Raw genomic sequence first — 26001 nt, 5'->3', positions numbered from 1 at the left:
CGCTTAAACTGGTCGCCCGTATGAGCACCAGTGACAATGTGCGCGCGATTCTGGGCGGCACCATCCGCGCGTATCAGGCCGATCCGGCATACCGGGACCGGCCCGACGTGCACAACGAACTGCTGCGGATCGGCAACCGGCTCAACGAGCCGATGCGCATCGCCCTGGCCGGCACCCTCAAGGCGGGTAAATCGACCCTGGTCAACGCCTTGGTGGGGGAGGACATCGCCCCGACCGACGCCACCGAGGCGACCCGCCTGGTCACCCGGTTCCGGCACGGTCCCACCCCGAAAGTCACCGCCAACCACCGCGGCGGCCGGCGCTCGAACGTGCCGATCGTGCGGGTTCCGGGCGACCGCCCGGATCGGCGAAGTCTGACGTTCAGCTTCGACGGCCTGGACGAAGGTGACATCGAGGACCTGGACGTGCAGTGGCCGGCCGCCGAACTCATCGACACCACCATCATCGACACCCCCGGCACCTCGTCGCTGTCGCGCGATGTGTCCGCCCGGACGTTGCGGCTGCTGATTCCCGAAGACGGTGTGCCGCGGGTGGACGCGGTGGTGTTCCTGCTGCGCACCCTCAACGCCGCCGATATCGGGCTGCTCACCCAGATCGGTGAACTGGTCGGCGGTGAGGCGGGCGCGTCCAGTGCGTTGGGGGTGATCGGGGTGGCGTCAAGGGCCGACGAGATCGGCGCCGGCCGCATCGATGCCATGCTGTCGGCCCGGGATGTGGCGACCCGGTTCACCGCCGAGATGGAGAAGACCGGGATCTGCCAGGCGGTCGTCCCGGTGTCCGGGCTGCTGGCGCTCACGGCACGCACCCTGCGGCAGAGCGAGTTCGTCGCGCTGGAGAAGCTGGCGGCCGTCGAACCGGCCGAGCTGACCAAGGCAATGCTCAGCGTGGACCGGTTCGTCCGGGAAGACAGCTCGCTGCCGGTGGACGCCGCGACCCGGGCCGCCCTGCTCGACCGGTTCGGGATGTTCGGGATCCGGATCTCGATCGCGGTGCTGCGCGCCGGGATCAGCGACTCGGTGGCGCTGGCCGACGAACTGCTGGAACGCAGCGGGCTGATCGCCCTGCGCGATGTCATCGACCAGCAGTTCGCGCAGCGCTCCGATCTGCTCAAGGCGCATACCGCACTGCTGGCCCTGCGGCGGTTCGTCCAGGTCCACCCGATCTACGCCAGCAGGCAGATCCTGGCTGACATCGACCCGCTGCTGGCCGATGCGCACGCGTTCGAGGAACTCCGGCTGTTGAGTCAATTGCGTTCCCGGCCAACCACGTTGAACGACGACGAGATGGCGTCGCTGCGCCGGTTGATCGGCGGGTCCGGCACGGACGCGGCCAGCCGGCTGGGGCTGGGATCGGCCGATCCCTACGACGGCCCGCGGGCGGCGTTCGCGGCGGCGCAACGCTGGCGCCGCCGCGCCGACCATCCGCTCAACGATCCGTTCACCACCAGGGCGTGCCGGGCGGCGGTGCGCAGCGCCGAGGGGTTGGTCGCCGAGTATCACGCGCAGGGCCGATGAGTTTGCGCGCCGCTACGGGGACAGCGTCCTGGTCTCGTTCAAGCGAGGCCGGCGGCGGGTCGTGGTGGCCTCGTCGTCGCGGGACTGGCTCGTCGTGCGGCGGGTCGTCGTCGTGGTGGTCGAGGACGTCGTCGATGACGTGGTGGCGTCCGGGTCGTTGATATCGGTGGTGGCCGGCGGGCTGGTGCTGGTGATCGTCTCGGTGGTGGTCGTGGCAGCCGAACTCGACCGTCCCGAAGTGTCGGAGAAGCTGGGGGTGACGAATTCCGTCGGAGCCTGTTCGGGCTGGTTGAACTGGCGGGACACGAACAACGCCCCCCAGACGATCAGCGCGATGGCGGCCAACGCGGCGAGGCTGGCGGCGGTCAGCGTGGACGTGCGTTCATGCCACTTACGCTCGTCCGTCACGGGCACCGATAGTAATCACGCGGTGCGGCATCCTGCTGGGTCAACCGAGTTGGCCGATGACCTCGGATGCGAAGAACTCCAGGTGATCGAGATCTGACATATCCAGAACCTGCAGGTAAACGCGTTGCACACCGGCCGCGGTGAAAGCACCCAGCTTGTCCACGATCTCCGCCGGGGTGCCGACCGTCGGGGAGTTTCCGCGCATCTCGTCCAGTTCGCGCCCGATGGCGGCGGCGCGGCGGGTCAGCTCGGCCTCGTCGCGACCCGCGCACAGCACGAACGCCGCGGAGTACGTCACCGACTCGGGTGCGCGGCCGGCCGCGTCGACGGCCGCGGCCACCCGCTCGAACTGGGCCGAGGTCGCCTCGAGGGAGTCGAACGGAATGTTGAACTCCGTGGCGAACCGGGCGGTCAGTGCCGGGGTACGTTTGGGTCCCTTGCCGCCGATGATGATCGGCAGCGGTGCCTGTACGGGCTTGGGCAGCCCGGGCGAATTCTTGACGGCGTAGTGCGTGCCGGTGAAGTCGAAGGTCTCGCCGGCGGGCGTACCCCACAGCCCGGTGAGGATCTCCAGTTGTTCGGTGAGCCGGTCGAACCGCTCGCCCAGCGCCGGGAACGGGATGGCGTAGGCCTGGTGCTCCTCCTCGAACCAGCCCGCGCCGATCCCCAATTCGACTCGGCCACCGCTCATCTCGTCGACCTGGGCAACGGCGATGGCCAGCGGGCCGGGATGGCGGAAGGTGGCCGAGGTCACCATGGTGCCCAGTCGGATGGTCGAGGTCTCGCGGGCGATCCCGCCGAGAGTCACCCATGAATCGGTGGGGCCGGGCAGGCCGTCACCGCTCATGGCCAGGTAATGGTCCGATCGAAAAAACGCGGAGAACGCCAACTTCTCGGCGGCCTGCGCCACGGCGAGCTGGTCACCGTAGGTGGCACCCTGTTGCGGTTCGACGAAGACGCGGAAGTCGGTTGTTCCCATGTCAACAACACTAGAGCCCGCGACGGGCCGCCCGCAGCGCGGCGACCGCGTCGTCGTCGCCACGCAACGTCACCTGTGCGGGTTCGCGGCCCGCGGCGAACAGCAGCAGCTCGCCCGGTTCGCCGGTGACCGTCACCGGGGCGCCCTTGCCGGCGGTGGCCAGCACCTTGCCGTCCGGGGTGGCGAGACTGACCCTTGCCGGTGATTTCGACAGCGTCATCCGCGCGAACTGAGCAACTTGGCGAGTCAGGGCCTTCACCGTCTCGTCATCGAGAACCCTTGGCTCCCAATCTGTTCCAGCGCGACGGACATCCTCGTGGTGGATGAACATCTCGGCGACGTTCACCAAGGGGTCCAGGACGGCGAACGGGGAATAGGCCGGCGGGCCGGAGGCGACCTTGTCGATCAGTTCGGCCCAGTCGTTGGCGGCGGTCACCTGCTCCTGCACCTTGGCCGTGTAGCCGGCCAAGGCGGGTATCAGGATGCCGGGCGCGGCATCGATCCGGCGTTCCCGTACGACCAGGTGCGCGGCCAGGTCACGGGTGGTCCAGCCCTCACACAGGGTGGGGGCGTCGGGCCCGGTCCCGCGCATCGTCGCGACCAGCGCCGCGCGTTCGCGTCGTGCCACCGACATCTGTTCGTCTCCCGTCTAGAAGGTCTGCACGCCCTCGGTGCGTACCACCATGCCGTGTCCGGTGCCATCGTTGGTGAACCGCGTCCCGTCCGCGGACGCGGCAATGGTCCAGCCCAACGCCCGATACGTCTTGTAGTCCAGGGGGACGGTCGGGATATCGCCGAGATTGCCGAGGATCCACTGGACCTGGCCGTCGGCGGTGAGCCGCACGCCGTTGGCCGGGGCGCCGTCCACCACGGGGGCGTTCTGGAACTGGGATTCGCAGCCCACCTCGGACGTGGAGATCTGGCAGCGGGTCAACCCGGACTTCGTCTCGATGAAGACGTACCCGTTCTGCGGGGCGAGGGTGTCGGAGCCGGGAGGTGCGGCGGTGGCCGTCGGAGCGGTGGGTGACGGACCGGGCGGGCTCGACGGTACTGCCGTGCTACGACTGGGGCGCGGGGTCTGCACCGTCGGCTCGACACCGTTGTTGTCGGGCGATCCGGTGGGTTTCCCGTGGATCAGGTCAGAACAACCGCCCAGGGTGACCACGATCGCGGCCGCGCACACCGCTGCTCGTATCCCCCTGCCCGTCACACGTCGAGGCTACCGGCTGGAGGGTCGCTGCTTCGGGAACGTTTGGTCGCATCTGGGTAACTTCACAGCATGCCGACCTAGGGTCGGCGAAATGCTCGGGATGAAAGGCGCCAGACACGGTGCCCGCCTGTGGGTCCAGTTTCTGGACTCGCCGTTCTCCGGCCTCGCGCCGTGGGTGTGGATGGCGATGCTGGCCGGGCCGGGCCGGTTCGAGGTGGCCGTGTCCGGCGCGTTGGCGGTGTCCGCACTGGTCCTGACGATGTGCTGGCAACGCGGGATCCCCGTGCACGCCATCGAGTTTCTCGGGGTGTCCTACTTCGTGGTGCTGGCGATCATCGGGCTGCACGCCTCGAGCGCCACGAAGGCATGGCTGGAATTGTGGTCCGGTGACATCACCAACGCGCTGCTGGCGCTGTACGCGACGGTCACGCTGGTCCTGCGGCGGCCCTACACGATGGTCTATGCGCGGCACAAAGTGCGCCCCGAGCGTTGGGGCACATCACTTTTCGTGCGGGTCCACCTGGTGGTCACCGGTGTGTGGGCCGGTGCGTTCGGGTTTGCCGCGACGGTCGGTTTCATCGGCGACGCGGCGGTGCACGACACGGACAACTTCTGGACCGGCTGGGTCCTGCAGCTGGCGGCGCTGCTGTTCGCGGTGGCGTTCAACGATTTCTATCCGGACTACGCACGGGCCAGGGCGCACGGCCACCCCGAGGTTCCGTCGAGGGTTCGGCTGGTCGAATGGGTGCCGCCGTTCCTGCTCGGTACCGCGGTGGCCGGCTGGGTGCTCGGTGCGGTCCTCGATGCGGGTTGTCTGGCGCTGGTGCTGGCCGCCCTGGCGTGCGGGGCGCTCATGCGCCGGCCGGCGGCACCCCGTTCGGCGGCCGCTGACCGGATCACTGCCTCAGGATGACCCGGGTCAGCTCGGACAGCGCGGTGTGCGGCGGCTCGTTGCCGAAGTTCTCGATCAGCTGCACCTGGATCTCGCCGACGACACCACCCAGGACAGCGCCGACGGCGATCATCGTCGGCTCGTCGTCCTTGAACACCGGGCGCAGGATGGACTCGTACTCCTCGTTGGAGAGCTGGCCCATCTTGTCGATGATGGTGCCTTCCAGGTCCATGGCGCCGACGGCGTAGTCCTGGGCATATTGCAGGGTGTCGGGGAGCCGCTGCAGCACCATCTCCACCAGCGTGTTCTTCAGAGCGTTGTACCGTTCGGTGCCCACCGCGAACTTCACCAGCGGGGTGGCGATCCCGGTCTGGGCATCGATGGCCGCGTCGACCTCCTTGGCGATCAACGAGAACACTTTGTCCGAACCCGGGCCGCGCAGAACCCCGTCGAAGAGGATCTCGGGGGAGAACAGATCCTCGGACAGGATCCGGGCGTAATCCGCGGTGACGGTCTCGCGTTGGGCGTGCAGCAGCCCCTGGAACGGGATGAAGCCCAGGATCTTGGTCGGCTTGACCGGCCGGAACAGCATGTTGAGCGCGATGTAGTCGCTGATGAACCCGACGCCGAAGCCGAACGCGGGCATGATCCAGGGGTTCTGGAACAACGCCCAGGCCACCATCTGCACCAGACCGATGACGAGCCCGAAGTAGATGCCGCTGCGCCGCACGAATGCCATGGCATCGTCGCCGAGCCCACGCATCAGCTTGTTGAGTTTGTCCTTGTTCTTCACCAGGGTCGTGATGGCCAGGTACTGCACATCGATATAGCGCGGCAGGTCGGCGCGCATCTCGTTGAGCATGTTCTCGATGACCTGCGGGATCGTGGTGTTGATGCGGGACTGGATCGCTTTGCGACCCGCCTCGGGCAGGGAGTCCCACAACCCTGGCCGGATCTGTTCGGCGATATCCCGGGAGATCTCGTCGGCGGCCCGGATCAGCGGTTCCCGCAGTGCCTCGACGGCCTCGGCGGCGTCGACCTTCTCCAGCATCTCCTCGGGTTTGAGCAGATTCTGGGTGAGCAGCTCGATGGTCTTGGAGCCGACCTTGCCGGCGCGGCGCGGCACGATGCCCTGCCAGCCGAAAGGGCCGATGCCCTTGAACTCGAGCGGCCGGTACAGCATCTCCAGCGCGACGATCTTCGTGCTCCAGCCGACGAAGGCGGCCACGAACGGCATGGACAGATAGATCAGCCAGTTGACGCTGAAGTCGGCCTTGATCTGCTGCCAGGTCTGGATTGCGAGAATCGTCTCGCTGCTCATGCGCGATCCGCAAGCTGCTCGCTGGTGCTCATCTCCGCGATCCGCCCTGGGCTTCTCGCTGCAACGTCACGGACCGTCCTGTTGCATTGCTGCCTCCCACAATCCGCGACCCAGACCGGACAGGCCCAGGGTCTGCTTTTCCACCCGCGCGGTGAGTGGTCCGCGGGACGCGCCCTTGATGGCCCGCAACACCATGGGCTCGGCCATGAGTATCTCGTAGTCGGCCTTCTTGGCCGGATCCTCCGGGCCGATCTCAACCAGACCAAGTGATAGCAGATGACCGACGTATTGCGGGACCATATTCGGCAAAGCCACATTGGCCGTGCGGCCGATCAAGCAGGCGTTCTCCAGCGCCGGCTGGCCGGTGTTGCGGGACCGGGAGTAGACGTGCACCAGCGGTGAGGCCGAGCCGTCGGACAACGCGCCGACGATGCGCGCCTCGTCGGCCACCAGCTGATCCAGCAATCGGTGGAACAGTTCCACCTGGCTGCCGGCGGTGCTCTGATCCAACGCCCGGTCGAGCAGTTTGCCCATCTTGGTGTTCAGGGACTCCGGCGCATCCGGGTCGGCCGACGGCGGGGTGCGGGGCGCGGAATCGAGTTGCTCCAGCCTGTTCTTCACCATCGTGGCCAGCTGCTCCTCACCCCAAGTGGCGAGTTTGAACCCCACCTTGGCGGCGTCCAGGGCACGGTCGGCGATACCGAACGGGTCGAATCGCTTCGGGACCAGCGGGCGCCTGCGGGGGGTGCGGATGATCACCGCGAGATCGCCGACGGGGGTGGCCAGCTTGAAGGCCCGACGCTCGTGGCCGTCCCGGTTCTGTGGCTGGTCCACGGTGATATCCGCGCCGACGTCGGGGTCGACGTCCGGTACGTGCTTCGAAATGTCTTGCGCCATCGAACTCCCCAGGTGCGCCGAGATCAGCCGTGGTCGAACGCGACCGACGGTTGGTGATTACGGGCACGGTACCCGGTGGAGCGGCGGGACGGGCCGGGTGGGCCTTTGCCTAATTGCAGCTGCCTACTGCGGCTGCCTATTGCGGCGGCAGCAGCGGTGGGCGGCACACGTTGCCCACCGGATCTCACCACCAGCCGTCATCGCACGCCAGCGGCACGGTGGCGACCGCGGGGCGGCAGGTGCTGGCCACCGGATCCCACCAACCGTTCTCACAGTTGGGCACCAGCGGCGCCTGACAGGTGTTGGCCACGGGGTCCCACCACTGCCCGCCCTCGCAGTCGGCGTAACCGATGGCCGGGTTCACCGCGGCGGTGAACGCGAGGGGTAGGAAAGCTACGGCGGCGGCCGTGGACAATCTCCGGGCCGCGCGCTTCACGGTCGTCTGCATGGTCTGAAACCTTAAGACGAACATGGCGTACCGGCATCGGTCAGGGCGCGGATCCCGGGTGGTGTCGCCTGGTGAGCCTTTCCTGCCGCCGTTCGCCGGGTGGCACTGGCTCGGGCGTCGCGATCGCGCCCGGTACTTTCCGGCCACACGGCGGGGACCGCTCTCTTACGCTTCGGTGGTGCGCATGTCCTGGCCGCTGACCGGCCGGGCTGCCGAGATGAGCGTGATCGAGGCGGCCATCCTGGCCCCGGGTGTTCCCGGGGTTGTGGTGTGCGGCGAAGCGGGCGTGGGCAAGAGCAGGATCGTCCGGGAGGCCCTGTCGGCTTCGGCAGCGCGGGGAGCCCGCACGTGCTGGGCGGTGGCCACTTCGTCGGCACGAATAGTCCCGCTGGGCGCCTTCACCGCATGGGCGCAGGCGGGGGTGACCGATCCGATCCGGTTGGTCCACGGGGTGATCGAGGCGCTCACGGCGGCGCAGCCCGGCACTCCGGTGGTCATCGGCGTGGACGACGCGCCGCTGTTGGACGATCTGTCGACGTTCGTCGTGCAGCAGATCGTTCAGCGGGAGGCGGCGAAGGTGGTCCTCACCGTGCGCGACGGTGAGCCGATTCCCACTGCCGTGCGGGAGATCTGGCACGGCGCTGAGTTCGATCGCATCGACCTGGCGCCGCTGACCCCCGACGAGGTGGCCGCACTGTTGTCGGCGACCCTGGCCGGGCCGGTGGATCCCGATGCGGCGCAGCGACTATGGGCACTGACGAAGGGCAACGCGCTGTATCTGCACACTCTTGTCGAGCGCGAGCTGGCCGACGGGCGGCTGGCGAACCGGCACGGCCAATGGCGCTGGACGGGCGACCCGGTCGTGGCTCCGAGCCTGGTCGAACTGATCGAATCCCGGATGGGCGATCTGCCGGCGCCGGTGAGCGATGTGCTGGACGTGCTGGCGGTCGGGGAGCCGATCGAACTGGCGGCGCTCACCCGAATCACCGGCGCCGGCGCGGTCGAAGAGGCCGATGCCCGCGGGCTGATCAGGCTGGAGAACATCGACGGTGCGGTGGAGGCGAGGGTCGCGCATCCGCTGTACGGCGAGGTGCGCCGCGCCCGTGCGGCGGCCACCCGATTGCGGCGGCTGCGCGGCTTGGTGGCAGGCGAATTGGCCGGATCGGCCGAACGTGACGACGTCCGGGTAGTGGTGCGCCGCGCCACCTTGACCCTGGACTCCGACGTGGCGCCCGACGCGGCGCTCCTGGTCCGGGCCGCACACGGTGCGGTGTGGCTGGCGGATCTGCCCCTCGCCGATCGGCTCGCCGAGGCGGCGATCAGAGCCGGGGCGGGGTGGGAGGCCAACTTCGTTCGCGCCCATGCGCTCTCCTGGCTGAGTCGGGGTGACGCGGCCGAGGCGGTCCTCGCGGACATCGACGTCGCTGAACTGAGCGATGAGGAACGGGCCAGATTCGCGTTCCTGCGGGCCAGCAACATGCTGTGGGTGCTCAGCGATCCGGCCCGAGCCAGGGAGCTCATCGACAGCGCGTCGGACCGTCTTGCGCCCCGGACAACCGGCTATATCCAGGCGTTTCGCACGGTCTACTGGTTCGCCATGGACCGGCCGGAGCAGGCGATCGAAGCGGCCGAGGGTCTCGCGTTGGACAACCTTCCGGCTGTCGCCGACGCCGAGGTGGCGTGGGCGCTGGCGGCGATATACGCCGACGCCGGCCGCACCGAGGAAGCGGTGGCGATCGCCGATGCCGGGTACACCATCGCGGCCCGCTCTTTCGATGCTCCGCAGATGCGGTTCAACATCGCCGACGCGCATGTCTCCGCGCTGCTGCTGGCCGGGCGGGTGGGCGAGGCCCTCGACGTGGCCGAGCGGGTGCGCGCCCAGGCTGCGGATCTGCCGGGGGCGGCGCATCTACTGGGGGCCGCCGTGGTGGGACGCGCTGCCCTCGGCGCCGGCCGGCTCGACACCGCCCGGATGTTGTTGGAGGACGCGGCCTCGGCTCTGTCGGCATCCGGTCATGCGATCGGATGGGGTTTCCGCTACCACTTCCCGCATGCCATGGCGCTGGCCATCCAGGGCCGTGCCCGTGAAGCGGCCGATGTGCTTGCCGAATTCGATGATCTGCCGCGCCCGTTCCGCTCGCTGGACCACGAGCGCAGCCTGGCCCACGCCTGGGTGAGCGCAAGCGCGGGCACGCTCGGTGAAGCCGTCGCCATCCTGCTCTCCGCCGCTGAACGTGCCTCTACCAGAGGGCAATTCGGAGCCGAGGTGATGTGCCTGCAGACCGCGGCCCAGTTCGGGGACTGCTCGGGAGCGGCCCGACTGCGTGAACTCGCCGAGCAGATCGGTGGGAACCGGGCGCGCGTCGCCGCCCGGTTCGCCGCGGCGCTGCGCGACGGTGACGCCGGTGAACTCGCCGCGGTGGGCGAAGAATTCGAGCAGATCGGTGACCTCGTCGCCGCCGTGGACGCGACGGCCCTTGCCAGTGTCGAGTATCGCCGCCGGGAACTGCGCGGGTCGGCGCTGACCGCCGCGAGCCGGGCGGAATCGCTGGCCGCCACGTGCGGAGGTGCCGACACGCCCGCACTACGCGCGGCCGCCGAACGGCTGCCGTTGACCGACCGGGAACGCGAAATCGTCATGCTGGTCGCCCACGGGCTGTCCAACCGGGCCATCGCCAAGCGGCTGACGGTAGCGGTGCGCACCGTCGAGAGCCATGTCTACCGGGCGATGGCGAAGACGGGCACCTCCAGCCGAGAAGAGCTGGCGGCGCTGTTTCCCGGCGCTAAGTAGCAGCCGGCCGTGCGGCGGCCAGATTGCAGTGGTCCGCTACTCAGTCCACCGGGTCCGAACCGGCCCACGATTGCCTTCATCGGGACCTGAACGGAGGTTCCGCCGGACACCCGAGGAAGGCACGATCATGAAGAACATCCTCATCTGCGCCGTCGGTACGGCCGCACTGCTCGCCGCGTTGCTGGGCGACGCCCGGCCCGCCGTCGCCGCCCCCGCCGGACCCTCCACCGTCGATGCGACCATCGCCGATCTGGAGGCGCAGGGCTACACCGTCATCGTGGACCGGATCGGCACCGCGGTGGGTGCGGACTGTTCGGTCCGGTCGGTCCGGCCCGGTCAGCTTTACTCCCGCACCGACACCGGCGCGCCTGGGGCGGGCACCAGCCTGGTCACCACCTTGCTCAGCAAGACCGTCTACGTGGATGTCGGGTGCTGACCGACGACGCCCGACGCGAGTGCTTGCTTCGGCAACTATGTTGTGGCGCAGGGCAGCCGGGCTTCATGCCCGGCCGGGCACCGTCAAACGGTCATTGCCCGCCGCCGCGTCGAACGGGCGGTTACCATCGCCTCGAAGAGGGCTGACGATAGAGGGATCATGAGCGATCGGGGCACTCTGGCGGCCACCGCGCGGATGTGCGAGACCTTCGGATGACGACGTGCGCCGGGGGGCATTCGTCGGCCGCCGGGGACTTCTGCGATATCTGCGGCGAACCCGTCGCCGGTGCCGGTGAAAGCGCACCGGCACAGCCCGTTTCGCCTGCCGTCACGGTGTGTCCCACCTGTGGGGCGCACCGCAGCGGACGGTTCTGCGAGGGCTGCGGGGTCGACACCGGACCGGCCGCGGAATGGGTGGCCGTGGTGACCGCCGACCGCGACTTCTACGACCGCGTCGCCGCACGCAGCGAACTCGATTCGCCGGCCTACCCGCAGGCCTTCGAGCAACGTCGAATCACTCTGCGAGGCAAGGAGACTCTCATCGGAAGGCGGGCCGACGGCCGGGATGCGGCACCGGATATCGACCTCGGCGCCGAGCCCGCCGACCGCGGGGTGTCCGCCCGGCATGCCATGGTGCGGTTGCGGGAGACCGGGCCGACGATCATCGATCTGGGGTCCACGAACGGAACCAGCCTCAACGGCAGTGCAGACCTGCTCGGCAGCGATGTCGAGACGCCGCTGAAGGACGGTGACCGCATCCACGTCGGAGCGTGGACCACGATCACGCTCGTGCGGGTCGCGAACGAGCAAGCGGCACCCGATCCGGGCGAGCGGACCGCCCGCACGTCGAGAGACTCGTTCCAGCTGCACCGCGAGCTGCGGGACGCCCGCGAACAATCCGCGTCCAGCCGGGAGATCCTGTCCGCGCTGGCGCGCGATGTCGCCAATCCCGGTGCCGTGCTCGATACGGTCGTCGAGTACGCCGCCAGGCTGTGCCGGGCACGCGCCGCCCAGCTCTTCCTGCTCAGCGGCGATATGTTCCACGTCTCACGCGTGTCCGCGGAGACCCCGGAGGAGTATCGCCGGCTGCTGGTGGCCCATCCGATCGCCAGGAACAGGCTGTCGACCGTCGGGCGGGCAGCCGAGGACATGTGCACCCATCAGGTTGCCGATGTGCTCAAGGACGACGACTACGGACGCCTGGACCTGCAGCGGCTGGCCGGGTTCCGCACCTTGTTGTCCACCCCGATGATCGTGGCCGACGAGGTGGTCGGCGTGCTGTCCATGTGGCGCACCGAGGTGGCGCCGTTCGACGCCAGGGAACGGGAGTTGCTCGAAGAGTTCGCCGCGCAGGGGGCGATCGTGCTGCGGCAGGTAGACCTGATGCGCAGCCTGGAATCCAGGGGAGCCGAGCTGGCCAGCAAGGTCGCGCAGCTGGAGGCGCTGCGGGAGGTGGGTGAGGCGGTCGGCTCCAGCCTCGATCTGGATGAGGTGCTCGACCAGATCGTCCGGAATGCCGTGCGCCTGACCAATCTGGGTTTCGGTGACATCACCCTGGGCACCGACGGCGGATCGATCCTGGAGTACCACGAATCCACCGACTCGTTCGATGTGCGCGCGTCGTTCGGCGGCAGCCCGGAACTGCTCGCCCGGCTGCGGCTGATGGCGATCGATCGCCACTCCACGGTGGTGGCGCGGACGGCGCTGCAGCGCAGGGTGCTGGAGATCGCCGATATCGCACAGGCGGAGCCCGACCCTTATCTGGACGCCGTGTTGCGTGAGGGTTGGCGCTCGATGCTCGCGGTCCCGATGGTCCGCAGCGACACGATGGTCGGGGTCCTGGTGATCCGGCGGCGCGGAACGGGATCGTTCCCACCCGATGTGATCGAGATGCTCGAGGCGTTCGCCAGCCAGTCGGCCCTGGCCATCGTCAACGCGCGGCTGTTCGGCGAATTGGAGACCAAGACCCGCGAGCTCGAGATCGCGGGCAGACACAAATCCGAGTTCCTGGCGAGCATGTCCCACGAACTGCGAACCCCGCTCAACGCGGTGATCGGGTTCTCCGAAGTCCTGCTGGACCGGATGTTCGGTGAGGTCAACGAACGCCAGGACGAGTATCTGCGCGATATCCGCAACTCGGGTCAGCACCTGCTCGAGCTCATCAACGAGATCCTGGATCTGTCCAAGGTCGAGGACGGCCAGATGGAGCTTGAGCCAAGCACTTTCGTGGTCGGTACCGTCGTGGAGGCCGCGCTGGCCATGGTCCGTGAGCGGGCCGCCCAGCACGATATCGAACTCACCGTCCACATCGGCGGCGATGTCGAACTGATCGAGGCCGACGAGCGCAGGTTCAAGCAGGTGCTGCTCAACCTGCTCTCCAACGCGGTGAAGTTCACCCCGGACGGCGGGAGCGTCTCCGTGCGTGCCGAGCGGGAGGGTACCCACCTGGTGGTGACGGTGACCGACACCGGAATCGGGGTGCCGCCGGAGGATCAGGACCGGATCTTCGAGTCCTTCCAGCAGGGCGGCCGCGGCGCTCCGAAAGAGGAGGGCACCGGCCTCGGTCTGACCTTGTCGCGGCGCATCGTCAGACTGTTCGGCGGCCGGATGTGGCTGGACAGCACCGTGGGGGCAGGGAGCACCTTCGGGTTCTCGGTCCCGGGCCTGCCCGCGCAGGCCGCCGCCGACGGCGTGGCCCGTCCCGACGGGCAGCCGGTGGTGCTGGTGTTCGACGAGGACCGGGCATCGCAGGATCTGGTCGACGCCTACCTGGGGCAGTTCCCCGTCGATGTCATGCGCGCGTGGGACGGCGACAAGGCCGTCGACCTGATTCGTGCGGTGCGGCCCGTCGCCGTGGTGCTCGAGGTGCGGCTGCCCCGGCTGGACGGCTGGCAGGTGCTCGAAGCGCTCAAGGCCGATCCCGCCACCGCGACGATCCCGGTGGTGATCGCCTCGACGGTGGACCACCGCTCCCGGGGACTGGCCTTGGGTGCGGCCGCGTATCTGCTCAAGCCGGTGCGCCGGGACGAACTCGTCGGTGCGCTGCGCAGCGTGGGCGTGCTGCCCGCGGCGGGGTCGTCGTGAGCGGCCGGCGCGTCCTCGTGATCGAGGACAACACGCTCAATCTCAAACTGGTGCGCGACATCCTCCAGTTCGCCGGGCACCAGGTGTCCGAGGCGCGATCGGGGGAGGACGGTCTGCGTCTGGCCCAACAGGACCCACCCGATCTCGTACTGATGGACCTGCAGCTTCCCGGAATCGACGGCTTCGAGACGCTACACCGGTTGCGGCAGGGCATTCTCCGGCCCGGCGTACCCGTCGTGGCCGTCACCGCGCTGGCGATGGCCGAGGATCGGGAACGCGCCGCGCAGGCCGGATTCGACGGTTACCTCGAGAAGCCGATCAGTGTGCGTGCCCTGCCCGGGCAGATCGAGGAGTTCCTGGCCGCGGCGCCGGCCGCCACCGACGAGGCCGCCGCCGTGACCATCCTCGCGGTGGACGACGCCCCGGCCAATCTGCGGTTGCTGGAGGCGGTGCTGACACCGCACGGCTACCGGATCGTCACGGCGGCGTCCGGGGCGGAGGCGCTGGACATACTGTCCCGCGAGAACATCGACCTGGTGCTGCTGGACGTCGTGATGCCGGAGATGGACGGACACGAGGTCTGTCGCCGGATTCGCGCCGTCCCGTCGACCGAGTTCCTGCCCGTGGTGATGATCACCGCCAGCGGCGGTGAACAACGGCTCACCGCACTGGAATCCGGGGCCGACGATTTCGTCTCCAAACCCTTCGACCAGAGCGAGTTGCTCGCCCGGGTCGCATCGTTGGCGCGGATCAAACGATTCCAGGACACCATCCGGCGTCAGGCCGACGAGTTGGCGGAATGGAACCGCGAGTTGGAGGCCCGGGTGGCCCGGCAGGTGGCCGATCTGGAACGCACCAACCGGTTGCGCCGTTTCCTGTCGCCACAATTGGTCGATCTGGTGGTGGGCGACGAGAGCCTGCTCAGCAGTCACCGTCGCGAGGTCGTGGTGCTGTTCACCGACTTGCGCAAGTTCACCCCGTTCGCCGAGACCAGTGAGCCCGAGGAGGTGATGGGGGTGCTCGCCGAGTATCACCGCGTCATCGGTTCGCTGGTCCACGCCTACGGGGGCACTCTCGAGCGGTTCACCGGCGACGGGATCATGGTGTTCTTCAACGACCCTGTGCCGTGCGAAGATCCAGCCGAACGTGCCGTTCGGACGGCCTTGGGCATCCGCGACGAAGTGCGCGAGCTCGCGGTGCGCTGGGAGCGCAACGGCTACGACCTGGCGCTGGGTATCGGTATCGCGCAAGGTTTTGCGACGCTGGGCCGGATCGGGTTCGAGGGTCGATTCGACTATGCCGCCATCGGCAGCGTCACCAATCTCGCGGCCCGGTTGTGCGGAGACGCCGGGCCGTGGCAGGTGCTGGTCACCAACCGGGTCCTCGCGCCCATCGCGGAGATCTGCACCTCGGAACTGTTCGGAGATGTGCAACCCAAGGGATTCAGCCGATCGGTGCGTGTCCACCACGTCAACGGCATCGCACCGCCACCGGAGCCAGACAAGAAGGATTGGTGACACCATGCCCGATACCCGGACGTTGGCACTTCTGGACGACGCGGAGCGCTACCGCACCTTCGAGGATCTGCAGCGGACCATGCCCTCGGTGTGGGAGTCGATGCGGCTGGGACTCGAGGACGAATCGGTGGTCGTGGTTCCCTCGATCAGCATCGAGCGACCGACCGCCCGCAGCGGAACCATCATGGCCGCCATGGAGGAACGGGCGCTGTTCCTGCTCCTGCTGTTGCGCCAACCGCGGTTGCGGATGATCTATGTGACATCGCAGCCGGTCTCCGAATCGATCGTGGAGTACTACCTCGGGCTGCTGCCCGGCGTGATCCCCACCCATGCCCGCGCCAGGCTCACGCTGGTGGCGGTCGGCGATGCCGCACCGGAACCGCTGAGCGCGAAACTGCTCGCGCGGCCAAGGCTGCTCCGTGAGATCCGGGCGCTGATCCCGAATCAGCGCCGCAGCCACCTGATCCCGTACAACACCACCCCGTTGGAGCGGGACATCGCCCTGGCCCTGGGTATCCCGATGTACGGCTCGGACCCCCGCTTCGCCGACCTCGGCGGCAAGAGCGGGTGCCGGCGGATGTTCTCCGAACTCGCGGTGCCGTGCCCGGTCGGAGCCGAGGGGCTGCGCTCGGTCGACGATATCGTCGCCGGCATTCAGGCGATGCGGGTGCGGCGCCCGTCGCTGACCGAGGCGATCGTGAAACTCAACGAGGGTGTCTCCGGCCAGGGTAACGCGCTGGTGGACCTGCGGGGGCTGCCCGCCTGTGGGTCGCCCGACGAGGCGGCGATCATCACCGAACGGGTGCACGCGATGCGGCTGGAGGCCGACAACCTGTCGCTGAGTGTGTATCTGGAGGCTTTCGGCCGGCACGGCGGCATCGTCGAGGAGCGGATCACCGGGCGCGCGCTGACCAGCCCGAGTGTGCAGATGCGGGCGTTGCCGGACGGCACCGTCGAACTGCTGTCCACCCACGACCAGTTGCTGGGCGGCAAGAGCGGCCAGCAGTATCTGGGCTGCCAGTTCCCGGCAGATCCCGCCTACGCCGCGGCCATCGCCGAATCCGCGATGGTGATCGGGCGGCACCTCGCCGGCCTCGGTGTGCTCGGCCGATTCGCGGTGGATTACGTGGTGGTGCAGGACGACAGCGGTGGCTGGACCCCGTACGCCATCGAACTGAACCTGCGCAAGGGCGGCACCACCCACCCGTTCCTGACCCTGCAATTCCTCACCGGCGGGAGTTACGACGGCACGGACGGGATGTTCCGCACCCCCGCGGGGGTGCCCAAGTACCTGGTCGCCACCGACCACCTGGAAGACGACCGGTTGAAGGCACTCACGGTCGCGGACCTGTTCGACATCACGGTGGTCCACGGCCTGCACTTCGATCAATCACGTTGTACGGGGGTCGTTTTCCATATGATCAGCTGCCTCACCGAGTGCGGACGGGTGGGACTGACCGCGGTGGGTGACAGTCCCGGGGAGGCCCGGCTGGTGTACGAGCGGGCGCAGTCGGTGCTGCTCGCCGAGGCGACCGCGGCCCGCGAAGAAGGAATCCTCGTCGGTTGATCCCGAGACCGGGGACCGCGGATCCCGTCTGGTACGTCGCGTACGGATCGAACCTGTGCGCGGCGCGTTTCCGCTGTTACCTCGCCGGCGGCCGGCCGGCGGGTGCGCGCCGCACGTACACGGGGTGCCGCGATCAAACCCTGCCGACCGAGAGTGCCGCGACGGTGCTCCCGGGCGGGCTGGTCTTCGCGGGCCGCTCGACGGTGTGGGGCGGCGGCATGGCGTTCTACGACCCCGCCCGCGGAGGGGGGCTGGCCGCCCGCGCCTACCTGGTGCGGTTCGGCCAGCTCGTCGACGTCGTCGCCCAGGAGATCCGGCATCCGGTGGGCAGCGCTCTGGTGCCCGGCGCGGAGGTCGGACACGGTTGGGCACTGCCGTCGAGGGTGTACGAGACCCTGCTGCATGTGGGCCATCTCGACGGGCTGCCCATGTTCACCCTGACGTCATTGCGGGACCTGCAACCGCGGACACCGTCGGTGCCTTACCTTCGCACGGTGCTGGACGGCCTCGGTGAGACCTTCGGCTGGACCGCGGAACAGCGGAGCGACTATCTGCTGGGAGCTTCTGGTGTCACCCCAGGGTGGACGGCCCGGCAGCTGCGGCTGCTCCAGTTCGGGTAGGCCACCACCGACCGCGCCGGGGCCGAGCGCACAGAAAAGCGGGTTGTGACGAAAACTCGCGGAACACCGATCCCTGAGCGGGTGTCGATAGGTCGTATCAGTAGAAGCGCAATCTGCGGTGTCGGTGAGGGCGGTCCGGATCGTCCCGAGTCTCGTGTGCGTCGATATGTTTCCTCGCGCAACTACCTCAAAAGATTCAAATATGCTTGCCGGGCAACACTTTTGGATTGGATATTCCAGAATTTTAACTCTACGTTCGATGGCATGACCTCTTACACGACCGGTTCGACTGCTCTCGTAACGGGCTCCACCAGCGGGATCGGCTCGGCGATCGCGCGAACTCTCGCCGACCGAGGTACCGCCGTACTCGTGTGCGGCCGGGATGCGCTTCGCGGCGCAGAAGTCGTGGCTGACATTCGACGCGACGGCGGTCGGGCGGATTTCGTCCAAGCCGATCTCGCCGGCGGCGCGGAGGCGGCGATGGAGTTGGCCCTGCGCGCCCAGGAGCTTGCAGGTGGAGCCATTGACATCCTGATCAACAACGCTGCTATGGGCAGTGTGGCGTTGACCGCTCAGTTTCCCGCCGACGAGTTCCATACAGTCGTGGCGACCAACCTGGCAGCCCCTTACTTCTTGGTGGCTTCCCTGGCGCCGGGAATGGCCGCAGCGGGGAAAGGCGCGGTCGTCAATGTCTCCAGCATCGCCGGCCGTTTAGCGTTGCCGGGTATGTCGGTGTACGGGGCCACCAAAGCCGCGCTGGAATTCCTCACGAAGAGTTGGGCTGCTGAGTTCGGCCCGTCCGGAGTGCGGGTGAACACGGTTGTGGTTGGACCGACGAGAACGCCTGGATCCGCCGCGCTCGGCGAATCGCTCGACATCCTTGCCGCGCAGGCACCAACGGGTCGAGTCGCGGATCCGCGCGAGATCGCTGCCGCCGTCGCCTTCTTGGTAAGCGACTCGGCGAGCTTCGTACAAGGTGCGGCACTCGCCGTCGACGGCGGACGCACTGTCGTGTAGCGCACCTTCCCAAGCCGACTGACACATCTGCCAACCAAAGAGCGGTGAGAACAATGACGACAGCCACGCCAGCGAGCCGAACGGTCCACGACGCTACCTACGACCTGCTGCGAAAGTTGGGATTGACGACAGTGTTCGGCAACCCCGGCTCGACAGAGCAGACATTCCTGCAGGACTTTCCCGACGATTTCACCTACGTGCTGGCTTTGCAGGAGGCTTCGGCGCTGGCAATGGCCGACGGTTTCGCGCAGGCGACCGGCAAGGCGGCACTGGTGAATCTGCACACCGCCGCCGGCACTGGTAACGCGATGGGAAGTCTCGTCGCGGCATTTCGGGCCAACACCCCGCTCATTGTCACCGCAGGCCAGCAGACCCGCGAAATGTCCTTGTGCGACCCGTATCTGAATAACAGGGATGCCACGACGATGCCGCAGCCGTGGGTGAAGTGGTCCTTCGAACCCGGGCGAGCACAAGACGTACCGGCCGCGTTCATGCAGGCATACGCGATAGCGACGCAGCCGCCCATGGGTCCGGTCTTCCTCTCGATCCCGCTCGATGACTGGCGCCAACCTGCGCTCGGCCCTGCCGTCGTGCGAAGTGTCAGTCACCGCGTCGGCCCGGACCCCGAACGTCTGCGATGCTTTGCTGACCGCATCAGCCGGGCCACGAATCCGCTGTTGATGTTGGGGCCGGAGGTCGACCGGGCCGACGGCTGGGCCGCCGGAGTTGCATTCGCCGAGAAGCTGGGCGCGCCGGTGCGCGGTAGCGCACTTGCCGACCGCACGTCCTTCCCCGAGGACCATAGGCTTTACGCGGGGTCGATGCCGATGACGATCGCCGAATGCAACCAAGTCATGAAGGGACACGACCTCGTGGTCGTCATCGGTGCTCAGGTGTTCCGCTACTACCCCTACATCGCGGGCGAGTACTTGCCCGAAGGTACTGAACTGCTGCAGATCACCGCCAGCCCCCATCTGGCATCCGTTGCGCCAGTGGGTGATAGCGCAGTCGGCGATGTCCGGATCGCGTTGGAGAGGCTGGTGGAGATGGTCGATCCGCCGTCGGACCGGGCCGCGCCCACGCCCTTCAACCGAAACCGAGCGGTGAAGGCGTCCGCGCCATCGGAGTTGTTGACCGCCGACGAGGTGTACGCGACGTTGGGCGCCGTTCGACCCGACGACGCCGTCGTTGTGATGGAGTCGACCTCGACGATGGCCGAGATGCAGCAGTGGCTGCCCACGACCCGGACTGCCAGCCATTTCGCCACCGGCAGCGGCGGCATCGGATGGGGCGTACCGGGCGCCGTCGGAGTGGCCCTGGGCAACCGGGCCCGCGGAGCAGAACGACCTGTCATCGCTACCATCGGTGACGGGTCATTCCAGTACTCAATCCAGGCGATCTGGACCGCCGCCCAGCACAAACTGCCGATCGTCTTCGTCGTGCTCCGCAACGGCGCGTACGTCGTCCTGAAGTCGTTCGCACTGCTGGAGAACACACCGCGGGTACCGGGGTTGGACCTACCCGGGCTTGACATCGCCGCGTTGGCCACCGGCTTCGGATGCCGGGCGGCCAACGTGGAATCCACTGAGGAACTCGCCAGTGAGGTCGAGGCCGCCCTCCGAGCCAGCGCCCCTACCGTCATTGTGGTCCGGACGCAGGCAGAACTACCCCATCTGGGCTGACCGACGCCAGCCAGAGCACTCGACATGCGTGCCATTGAGGTCACCGACACGGGTGGGCCCGAAGTGCTCACGATTGACATGATGCGTACGCTGTACCTATGTATCTGGTCGCGGGCGGAGACGACGTGTCGGACCGTCCAGGGAGGCAGCGGACGGTGCGGGACCCCTTTCGCCCCACACGAGAACGGCCCGAGTTCCGCGCCGTCTCCCATCGGCGGACACCCATGGCGTCATGACCGGGCGCTCGACAAAATTCACTCCGAAAGGGCAGCGGACCCGCCAGCGCATCGTGGAGGCGGCTTCGCGAATCATCGGCGTACGGGGTATAGCGCGGATGACCCTCGAGGACGTCCGTGCTGAGGCGAGGGTCAGTAGCTCACAGATCTATCACTACTTCGCCAACCGGGAATCCCTACTTCTGGCGGTCGTCGATGTAGACGGCCAAGAGGCCAGTAACGACCCTATGAGTGGCGATTTCACATCGGTCGATGCAATGCGGGCGTGGTGCTGTGAGTTGGTCGATCGATACCGAAGGACGTTGCACCACAACGTATGCCCAATCCTGGCGCCGGGAAGTGCAGTCCTCGACGACAAGCTGTACGTCTACGCCGTTGAACGACTAGGGCAATTTGAACGCGACGTTCGCGATGGGTACCGCGCGATGCTCCAGAGCGGAGAGCTGGACCTCAATGTCGATGCGGACAATCTGGCCACCGTAACGGTGGCAACGCTGCTCGGCGGCGTGATACTCAGCCAGTTCCAACAAGATGCGGCTCCCTTGGAACGCGCAGTCGATGCTGTCCTCGAGCGCCTCGAATGTTGTCCATGATAGGTGGCCCATTCGGTATTGCGCCTCCCGGAACTGGCGACAACGAAACGTCGGCCGAGAAATCCTGTCAATCGAATAGCATTGGCGCGCTCGTCCATTGTGCCGATCATGGCGGCCTTGTCGATGTTGGCGCAAGCTCTGCGGAGAATGGTCCCGGCACCTCCGATTAGTTGCGTTGCCCGGCCCTCGAGACGGGAATGCGGGCAGGGAGTCCGCGTATTGCTCGTATCGGATCGACTTCGCTGCGGTCCGTCGAAAGAGATTCGTCGTCGGCGGATGCGTAGTGAGCCTGGGTGGCGCCTCTGTCATGGCCGGGGCCATGCGTTGACGATGTCCGCGTCCGACGCGTTGGTGCCGTTCCAACACGCCTCCGAAGCTTGTTCACAATCCAACAACCCGATGTGGATTTCGCCACGTCGCCGGTCCCGGGAACAAAACCGTGGAATGACCCGTTGACCATTTCGACAACTTGAGTGCATCAGACTCAACTCTGGCTTGACAGGCAGCCGCCCGCAGGTGCAGGCTTGAGCGAGGTTCGCTCAGATCCGAATCAGTGTCATCGAACAGCAATTTTTCAGGAGGAACCAACTATGGCTCGTGCGGTCGGTATCGACCTCGGGACCACCAACTCCGTCGTCTCAGTGCTGGAAGGTGGCGACCCCGTCGTCGTCGCCAACTCCGAGGGCTCCCGGACCACCCCGTCGGTCGTCGCGTTCGCGCGCAACGGCGAGGTGCTGGTCGGACAGCCCGCCAAGAACCAGGCGGTGACCAACGTCGACCGGACCATCCGTTCGGTCAAGCGTGAGATCGGCACCGACTGGACCGTGGAGATCGACGGTAAGAACTACACGCCGCAGGAGATCAGCGCTCGCATCCTGCAGAAGCTGAAGCGCGACGCGGAGGCCTACCTCGGCGAGGACATCGCCGACGCCGTCATCACGGTGCCCGCGTACTTCAACGACGCTCAGCGTCAGGCCACCAAGGAAGCCGGCCAGATCGCCGGCCTCAACGTGCTCCGCATCGTCAACGAGCCGACCGCGGCCGCGCTGGCCTACGGCTTGGACAAGGGTGAGAAGGAACAGACCATCCTGGTTTTCGACCTCGGTGGCGGCACGTTCGACGTCTCGCTGCTGGAAATCGGCGACGGTGTCGTCGAGGTCCGCGCCACGTCCGGCGACAACCACCTCGGTGGCGACGACTGGGACGACCGGATCGTCGAATGGCTGGTGGAGAAGTTCAAGGGCACCAGCGGCATCGACCTGACCAAGGACAAGATGGCCATGCAGCGGCTGCGTGAAGCGGCCGAGAAGGCAAAAATCGAGCTCAGCTCCAGCCAGAGCACCTCGATCAACCTGCCCTACATCACCGTCGACGCCGACAAGAACCCGCTGTTCCTCGACGAGCAGCTGACCCGGTCGGAGTTCCAGCGCATCACCCAGGACCTGCTGGACCGCACCCGCAAGCCGTTCCAGTCGGTCATCAAGGACGCCGGTATCTCGGTCTCCGAGATCGACCACGTCGTGCTGGTGGGTGGTTCCACCCGGATGCCCGCCGTCACCGACCTGGTCAAGGAACTGACCGGCGGCAAGGAGCCCAACAAGGGTGTCAACCCCGACGAGGTCGTGGCCGTGGGCGCTGCCCTGCAGGCCGGTGTCCTCAAGGGTGAGGTGAAAGACGTTCTGCTGCTTGACGTCACCCCGCTGTCCCTCGGTATCGAAACCAAGGGTGGCGTGATGACCAAGCTGATCGAGCGCAACACCACCATCCCCACCAAGCGGTCGGAGACCTTCACCACGGCCGACGACAATCAGCCGTCGGTGCAGATCCAGGTGTTCCAGGGCGAGCGCGAGATCGCTTCGCACAACAAGCTGCTGGGCTCCTTCGAGCTGACCGGTATCCCGCCGGCCCCGCGTGGTGTCCCGCAGATCGAGGTCACCTTCGACATCGACGCCAACGGCATCGTGCACGTCACCGCGAAGGACAAGGGCACCGGCAAGGAGAACACGATCAAGATCCAGGAGGGCTCCGGCCTTTCCAAGGAGGAGATCGACCGGATGATCAAGGATGCCGAGGCGCACGCCGAGGAGGATCGTCAGCGTCGCGAAGAGGCCGACGTCCGTAACCAGGCCGAGTCGCTGGTCTACCAGACGGAGAAGTTCGTCAAGGAACAGCGTGAGGCCGAGGGTGGATCCAAGGTCCCCGAGGACACCTTGACCAAGGTGGACTCCGCGATCGCCGAGGCCAAGACGGCGCTGGCCGGCACCGATATCGCCGCCATCAAGTCGGCGATGGAGAAGCTGGGCACCGAGAGCCAGGCCCTGGGCCAGGCCATCTACGAGGCCACCCAGGCCGAGCAGGCGTCCGGCGAGTCCGGTTCGGCCGGCTCGGACGACAACGTGGTGGACGCCGAGGTCGTCGATGAGGATCAGGAGCGCAAGTGAGCGAGAGCGATTCGCACGAGCCGGTGACCATCACCGACAAACGGCGCGTCGATCCGGTCACCGGTGAAGTTCGCGAGCAGGAGTCGACCTCCCCAGAGGGATCTGGGGAGGCGGCTCCCGCGGACACCGCGCCAAGCGATGAGAAAATCGCCGAACTGACCGCGGACCTGCAACGGGTCCACGCCGAGTTCGCCAACTACCGCAAGCGGGCGCTGCGCGACCAACAGGTCACCGCGGACCGTGCCAAGGTTGCCGTGCTCACCCAGTTGCTGGGCGTGCTCGACGACCTGGAACGGGCCCGCAGCCACGGTGACCTGGATTCCGGGCCGCTCAAGTCCGTCGCCGAGAAACTGGTGACCGCCCTTGAAAATCTTGGGCTTTCGGCGTTCGGCGCCGAGGGGGATCCGTTCGATCCGTCGCTGCACGAGGCCGTGCAGCACGAGGGTGACGGTTCCAACCCGGTGCTGGGCACCGTGATGCGCCAGGGCTACAAGGTCGGCGACCAGGTGGTGCGGCACGCCATGGTCGGTGTGGTCGACACGGTCGGCAATGCCGCGCCCAGCACCGAACAACCCGCAGAATCAGAAGACTAGGCACCGTAAGGAGGTGACGCATGGCCCAGCGTGAATGGGTCGAGAAGGACTTCTACAAGGAGCTCGGCGTCTCCTCCGACGCCACCAAGGACGAGATCAAGCGCGCCGCGCGCAAGATCCTGGCCGAGAACCACCCCGACCGTAACCCCGGTGACACGGCTGCCGAGGACCGTTACAAGGCGGCCTCGGAAGCCAAAGAGGTGCTGACCGACGACGCCAAGCGCAAGGAGTATGACGAGACCCGTCGGCTCTTCGCCAGCGGCGGATTCGGCCGGCGGTTCAGTGGCGGCGGCGGTGCGGGCAATTTCGGCCCCGGTGGGTTCAGTTCTGATGGCGCCGAGTTCAATCTGGGTGACCTGTTCGACCAAGCCGGCCAGGCCGGCGGGGCGAACATCGGTGACCTCTTCGGTGGCCTGTTCGGCCGGGGCGCACAGCAGCCCAGGCCGAGCCGGCCCCGGCGGGGCAACGACCTGGAAACCGAAACCGAGCTCTCGTTCATGGAGGCCACCAAGGGCGTGGCGATGCCGCTGCGGCTCACCAGCCCGGCTCCGTGCACGAATTGCCATGGCAGCGGGGCACGTCCGGGCACCAGCCCGAAGGTATGCCCGAACTGCAACGGTGCCGGAGTGATCAACCGCAACCAGGGCGCGTTCGGATTCTCCGAGCCGTGCACCGAGTGCCGCGGCAGCGGTTCGATCATCGAGCACCCCTGCGACGAGTGCAAGGGCACCGGGGTGACCACCCGGACCCGCACCATCAACGTCCGGATTCCGCCGGGCGTCGAGGACGGCCAGCGGATCCGGTTGGCCGGCCAGGGTGAGGCGGGGCTGCGCGGCGCACCGTCGGGCGACCTGTACGTCACCGTGCATGTGCGTCCGGACAAGGTGTTCGGTCGCGACGGTGACGATCTGACGGTCACCGTTCCGGTGAGCTTCCACGAGTTGGCGCTGGGCGCAACGCTTTCCATTCCGACCCTGGAGGGGAAAGTGGGCGTGCGGGTGCCGAAGGGCACCTCGGACGGCCGGATCCTGCGGGTCCGGGGCCGTGGCGTGCCGAAGCGTTCCGGTGGTCACGGCGACCTGTTGGTCACGGTGAAGGTCGCGGTGCCGCCGAGCCTGGAGGGTGAAGCGGCCGAGGCGCTGGAGGCCTATGCCAAGGCCGAACGCGCCAGTGGGTTCGATCCGCGGGCGGGATGGGCGGGGAGCCTGTGATGAGCGCTTGCGCGAAGAACATTGAGCCTGTGATGAGCGCTTGCGCGAAGAACGTGGAGCCTGTGATGAGCATGGAGTCCCGATGAGCAAGCAGAACGACGCTCGTACCTTCCTCATCTCGGTGGCCGCCGAGTTGGCCGGTATGCACGCGCAGACCCTGCGCACCTACGACCGGCTCGGTCTGGTCAGCCCGGAGCGCACCTCCGGGGGTGGCCGCCGCTACTCGCAGCACGATGTCGATCTGCTGCGTGAAGTCCAGCGGCTGTCCCAGGACGAGGGTGTCAACCTGGCCGGGATCAAGCGCATCATCGAGCTGACCAACCAGGTCGAGGCGTTGCAGGCCCGAGTCGCCGAGCTGTCCGCCGAGCTCGACCGGGTGCGCAAGCCGAGCACCGCGGTGGTGCTGTGGCAGCCCGCAGCCACGCGGCGCCGACATCAGGCCTGAAACCGAGGCGCTCACGCACCCAGTCTTTTGGTTGGGGTAACCCGATAAATGGACTAACCCTTTACGAAAACGGTCCAGT

At 67.4% G+C, this 26001-nt stretch carries 22 protein-coding genes; 15 read left to right on the top strand and 7 right to left on the bottom strand.

The genetic code is table 11. The features are described 5' to 3' along the window. Window positions 1–20 precede the first annotated feature (20 nt). Window positions 21–1535 (top strand): dynamin family protein, encoded by a 1515-nt coding sequence (locus tag H7J86_RS11470; protein WP_090358626.1) that lies wholly within the window; start codon window positions 21–23, stop codon window positions 1533–1535. 12 nt (window positions 1536–1547) lie between these two features. Here the strand turns inward: H7J86_RS11470 and H7J86_RS11465 are convergent, their stop codons facing one another. From H7J86_RS11465 to H7J86_RS11450, 4 genes are read right to left on the bottom strand one after another with little or no spacing between them, the layout of a single operon-like run. Next, complete coding sequence (locus H7J86_RS11465) at window positions 1548–1943, bottom strand: hypothetical protein (protein WP_139169989.1); 396 nt, start codon at window positions 1941–1943, stop codon at window positions 1548–1550. A gap of 40 nt (window positions 1944–1983) precedes the next feature. Then, on the bottom strand, window positions 1984–2922 hold the full coding sequence (locus tag H7J86_RS11460; protein WP_090358630.1) for an LLM class F420-dependent oxidoreductase: 939 nt from the start codon (window positions 2920–2922) through the stop codon (window positions 1984–1986). A 10-nt stretch (window positions 2923–2932) separates the two neighbouring features. Then, window positions 2933–3556 carry a TIGR03085 family metal-binding protein gene (locus H7J86_RS11455; protein WP_090358632.1) on the bottom strand — a complete coding sequence of 208 codons (624 nt, stop codon included), beginning with the start codon at window positions 3554–3556 and terminating at the stop codon, window positions 2933–2935. 15 nt (window positions 3557–3571) lie between these two features. Then, window positions 3572–4132: a hypothetical protein gene (locus H7J86_RS11450; RefSeq protein WP_187098081.1), complete on the bottom strand. Its 561-nt coding sequence runs from the start codon at window positions 4130–4132 to the stop codon at window positions 3572–3574. Window positions 4133–4223: 91 nt separating this feature from the next. Here H7J86_RS11450 and H7J86_RS11445 point away from each other — a divergent pair, with 91 nt between their 5' ends. Next, on the top strand, window positions 4224–5045 hold the full coding sequence (locus H7J86_RS11445) for a hypothetical protein (RefSeq protein ID WP_267291022.1): 822 nt from the start codon (window positions 4224–4226) through the stop codon (window positions 5043–5045). Here the strand turns inward: H7J86_RS11445 and H7J86_RS11440 are convergent. From H7J86_RS11440 to H7J86_RS11430, 3 genes are all read right to left on the bottom strand, one after another. Further along, window positions 5029–6345: a DUF445 domain-containing protein gene (locus tag H7J86_RS11440; protein WP_090358638.1), complete on the bottom strand. Its 1317-nt coding sequence runs from the start codon at window positions 6343–6345 to the stop codon at window positions 5029–5031. The genes H7J86_RS11445 and H7J86_RS11440 overlap by 17 nt on opposite strands. Window positions 6346–6411: 66 nt before the next feature. Then, window positions 6412–7242, bottom strand: a complete 831-nt coding sequence (locus tag H7J86_RS11435) for an Abi-alpha family protein (RefSeq protein WP_267291020.1) — start codon at window positions 7240–7242, stop codon at window positions 6412–6414. A gap of 184 nt (window positions 7243–7426) precedes the next feature. Further along, the gene (locus tag H7J86_RS11430; RefSeq protein ID WP_267292869.1) at window positions 7427–7678 is read right to left on the bottom strand and encodes a hypothetical protein; all 252 of its coding nucleotides are present in this window, start codon (window positions 7676–7678) and stop codon (window positions 7427–7429) included. Window positions 7679–7874: 196 nt separating this feature from the next. Between H7J86_RS11430 and H7J86_RS11425 the strand changes: the two genes are divergently transcribed. From H7J86_RS11425 to H7J86_RS11365, 13 genes are all read left to right on the top strand, one after another. Beyond that, the gene (locus H7J86_RS11425) at window positions 7875–10481 is read left to right on the top strand and encodes a LuxR C-terminal-related transcriptional regulator (protein WP_267292867.1); all 2607 of its coding nucleotides are present in this window, start codon (window positions 7875–7877) and stop codon (window positions 10479–10481) included. A gap of 127 nt (window positions 10482–10608) precedes the next feature. Continuing rightward, complete coding sequence (locus H7J86_RS11420) at window positions 10609–10917, top strand: hypothetical protein (protein WP_187098085.1); 309 nt, start codon at window positions 10609–10611, stop codon at window positions 10915–10917. A 212-nt stretch (window positions 10918–11129) separates the two neighbouring features. Then, window positions 11130–14000 (top strand): ATP-binding protein, encoded by a 2871-nt coding sequence (locus H7J86_RS11415; protein WP_267291018.1) that lies wholly within the window; start codon window positions 11130–11132, stop codon window positions 13998–14000. Next, on the top strand, window positions 13997–15517 hold the full coding sequence (locus tag H7J86_RS33385; RefSeq protein WP_267291016.1) for a response regulator: 1521 nt from the start codon (window positions 13997–13999) through the stop codon (window positions 15515–15517). The genes H7J86_RS11415 and H7J86_RS33385 overlap by 4 nt, the downstream gene beginning before the upstream one ends. 4 nt (window positions 15518–15521) lie before the next feature. Then, window positions 15522–17084, top strand: coding sequence for a peptide ligase PGM1-related protein (locus tag H7J86_RS11405; RefSeq protein WP_090358647.1), 1563 nt, complete (start codon window positions 15522–15524; stop codon window positions 17082–17084). Next, window positions 17081–17704, top strand: a complete 624-nt coding sequence (locus H7J86_RS11400) for a histone deacetylase (protein ID WP_267291014.1) — start codon at window positions 17081–17083, stop codon at window positions 17702–17704. Before H7J86_RS11405 ends, H7J86_RS11400 begins: the two co-directional genes overlap by 4 nt. 264 nt (window positions 17705–17968) lie before the next feature. Then, entirely contained in the window at window positions 17969–18721 is a 753-nt protein-coding gene (locus H7J86_RS11395; protein ID WP_090358649.1) for an SDR family NAD(P)-dependent oxidoreductase, read from the top strand. A gap of 53 nt (window positions 18722–18774) precedes the next feature. Further along, window positions 18775–20403, top strand: coding sequence for a benzoylformate decarboxylase (gene mdlC / locus H7J86_RS11390; RefSeq protein WP_267291012.1), 1629 nt, complete (start codon window positions 18775–18777; stop codon window positions 20401–20403). A 232-nt stretch (window positions 20404–20635) separates the two neighbouring features. Next, window positions 20636–21232: a TetR/AcrR family transcriptional regulator gene (locus H7J86_RS11385; RefSeq protein ID WP_090358653.1), complete on the top strand. Its 597-nt coding sequence runs from the start codon at window positions 20636–20638 to the stop codon at window positions 21230–21232. A 590-nt stretch (window positions 21233–21822) separates the two neighbouring features. Continuing rightward, complete coding sequence (gene dnaK / locus H7J86_RS11380; RefSeq protein ID WP_090358654.1) at window positions 21823–23673, top strand: molecular chaperone DnaK; 1851 nt, start codon at window positions 21823–21825, stop codon at window positions 23671–23673. Next, window positions 23670–24266: a nucleotide exchange factor GrpE gene (gene grpE / locus H7J86_RS11375; protein WP_267291010.1), complete on the top strand. Its 597-nt coding sequence runs from the start codon at window positions 23670–23672 to the stop codon at window positions 24264–24266. Before dnaK ends, grpE begins: the two co-directional genes overlap by 4 nt. Window positions 24267–24286: 20 nt before the next feature. Beyond that, window positions 24287–25477 carry a molecular chaperone DnaJ gene (dnaJ, locus tag H7J86_RS11370; protein ID WP_090358658.1) on the top strand — a complete coding sequence of 397 codons (1191 nt, stop codon included), beginning with the start codon at window positions 24287–24289 and terminating at the stop codon, window positions 25475–25477. Between the two features lie 82 nt (window positions 25478–25559). Next, window positions 25560–25922 carry a heat shock protein transcriptional repressor HspR gene (locus H7J86_RS11365; RefSeq protein WP_090358660.1) on the top strand — a complete coding sequence of 121 codons (363 nt, stop codon included), beginning with the start codon at window positions 25560–25562 and terminating at the stop codon, window positions 25920–25922. Window positions 25923–26001 lie beyond the last annotated feature (79 nt).

Origin of the sequence: Mycobacterium hackensackense (assembly GCF_025822555.1) — a bacterium.
In the GTDB taxonomy this organism is placed as follows: Bacteria; Actinomycetota; Actinomycetes; order Mycobacteriales; family Mycobacteriaceae; genus Mycobacterium; species Mycobacterium fluoranthenivorans.
The sequence above is the reverse complement of the archived record's forward strand: the minus strand, read 5'-3'. Positions and strand labels throughout refer to the sequence as shown.

Excerpts from the sequence above, each read along its gene's own strand:
- H7J86_RS11365 (WP_090358660.1), top strand. The coding sequence starts at position 25,560 with ATGAGCAAGCAGAACGACGCTCGTACCTTCCTCATCTCGGTGGCCGCC.
- H7J86_RS11405 (WP_090358647.1), top strand. The coding sequence starts at position 15,522 with ATGCCCGATACCCGGACGTTGGCACTTCTGGACGACGCGGAGCGCTAC.
- dnaK (WP_090358654.1), top strand. The coding sequence starts at position 21,823 with ATGGCTCGTGCGGTCGGTATCGACCTCGGGACCACCAACTCCGTCGTC.
- H7J86_RS11395 (WP_090358649.1), top strand. The coding sequence starts at position 17,969 with ATGACCTCTTACACGACCGGTTCGACTGCTCTCGTAACGGGCTCCACC.
- H7J86_RS11415 (WP_267291018.1), top strand. The coding sequence starts at position 11,130 with ATGACGACGTGCGCCGGGGGGCATTCGTCGGCCGCCGGGGACTTCTGC.
- H7J86_RS11445 (WP_267291022.1), top strand. The coding sequence starts at position 4,224 with ATGCTCGGGATGAAAGGCGCCAGACACGGTGCCCGCCTGTGGGTCCAG.
- H7J86_RS11470 (WP_090358626.1), top strand. The coding sequence starts at position 21 with ATGAGCACCAGTGACAATGTGCGCGCGATTCTGGGCGGCACCATCCGC.
- H7J86_RS11440 (WP_090358638.1), bottom strand. The coding sequence starts at position 6,345 with ATGAGCAGCGAGACGATTCTCGCAATCCAGACCTGGCAGCAGATCAAG.
- dnaJ (WP_090358658.1), top strand. The coding sequence starts at position 24,287 with ATGGCCCAGCGTGAATGGGTCGAGAAGGACTTCTACAAGGAGCTCGGC.
- H7J86_RS11385 (WP_090358653.1), top strand. The coding sequence starts at position 20,636 with ATGACCGGGCGCTCGACAAAATTCACTCCGAAAGGGCAGCGGACCCGC.
- H7J86_RS11455 (WP_090358632.1), bottom strand. The coding sequence starts at position 3,556 with ATGTCGGTGGCACGACGCGAACGCGCGGCGCTGGTCGCGACGATGCGC.
- mdlC (WP_267291012.1), top strand. The coding sequence starts at position 18,775 with ATGACGACAGCCACGCCAGCGAGCCGAACGGTCCACGACGCTACCTAC.
- H7J86_RS11460 (WP_090358630.1), bottom strand. The coding sequence starts at position 2,922 with ATGGGAACAACCGACTTCCGCGTCTTCGTCGAACCGCAACAGGGTGCC.
- H7J86_RS11435 (WP_267291020.1), bottom strand. The coding sequence starts at position 7,242 with ATGGCGCAAGACATTTCGAAGCACGTACCGGACGTCGACCCCGACGTC.
- H7J86_RS11425 (WP_267292867.1), top strand. The coding sequence starts at position 7,875 with ATGTCCTGGCCGCTGACCGGCCGGGCTGCCGAGATGAGCGTGATCGAG.
- H7J86_RS11420 (WP_187098085.1), top strand. The coding sequence starts at position 10,609 with ATGAAGAACATCCTCATCTGCGCCGTCGGTACGGCCGCACTGCTCGCC.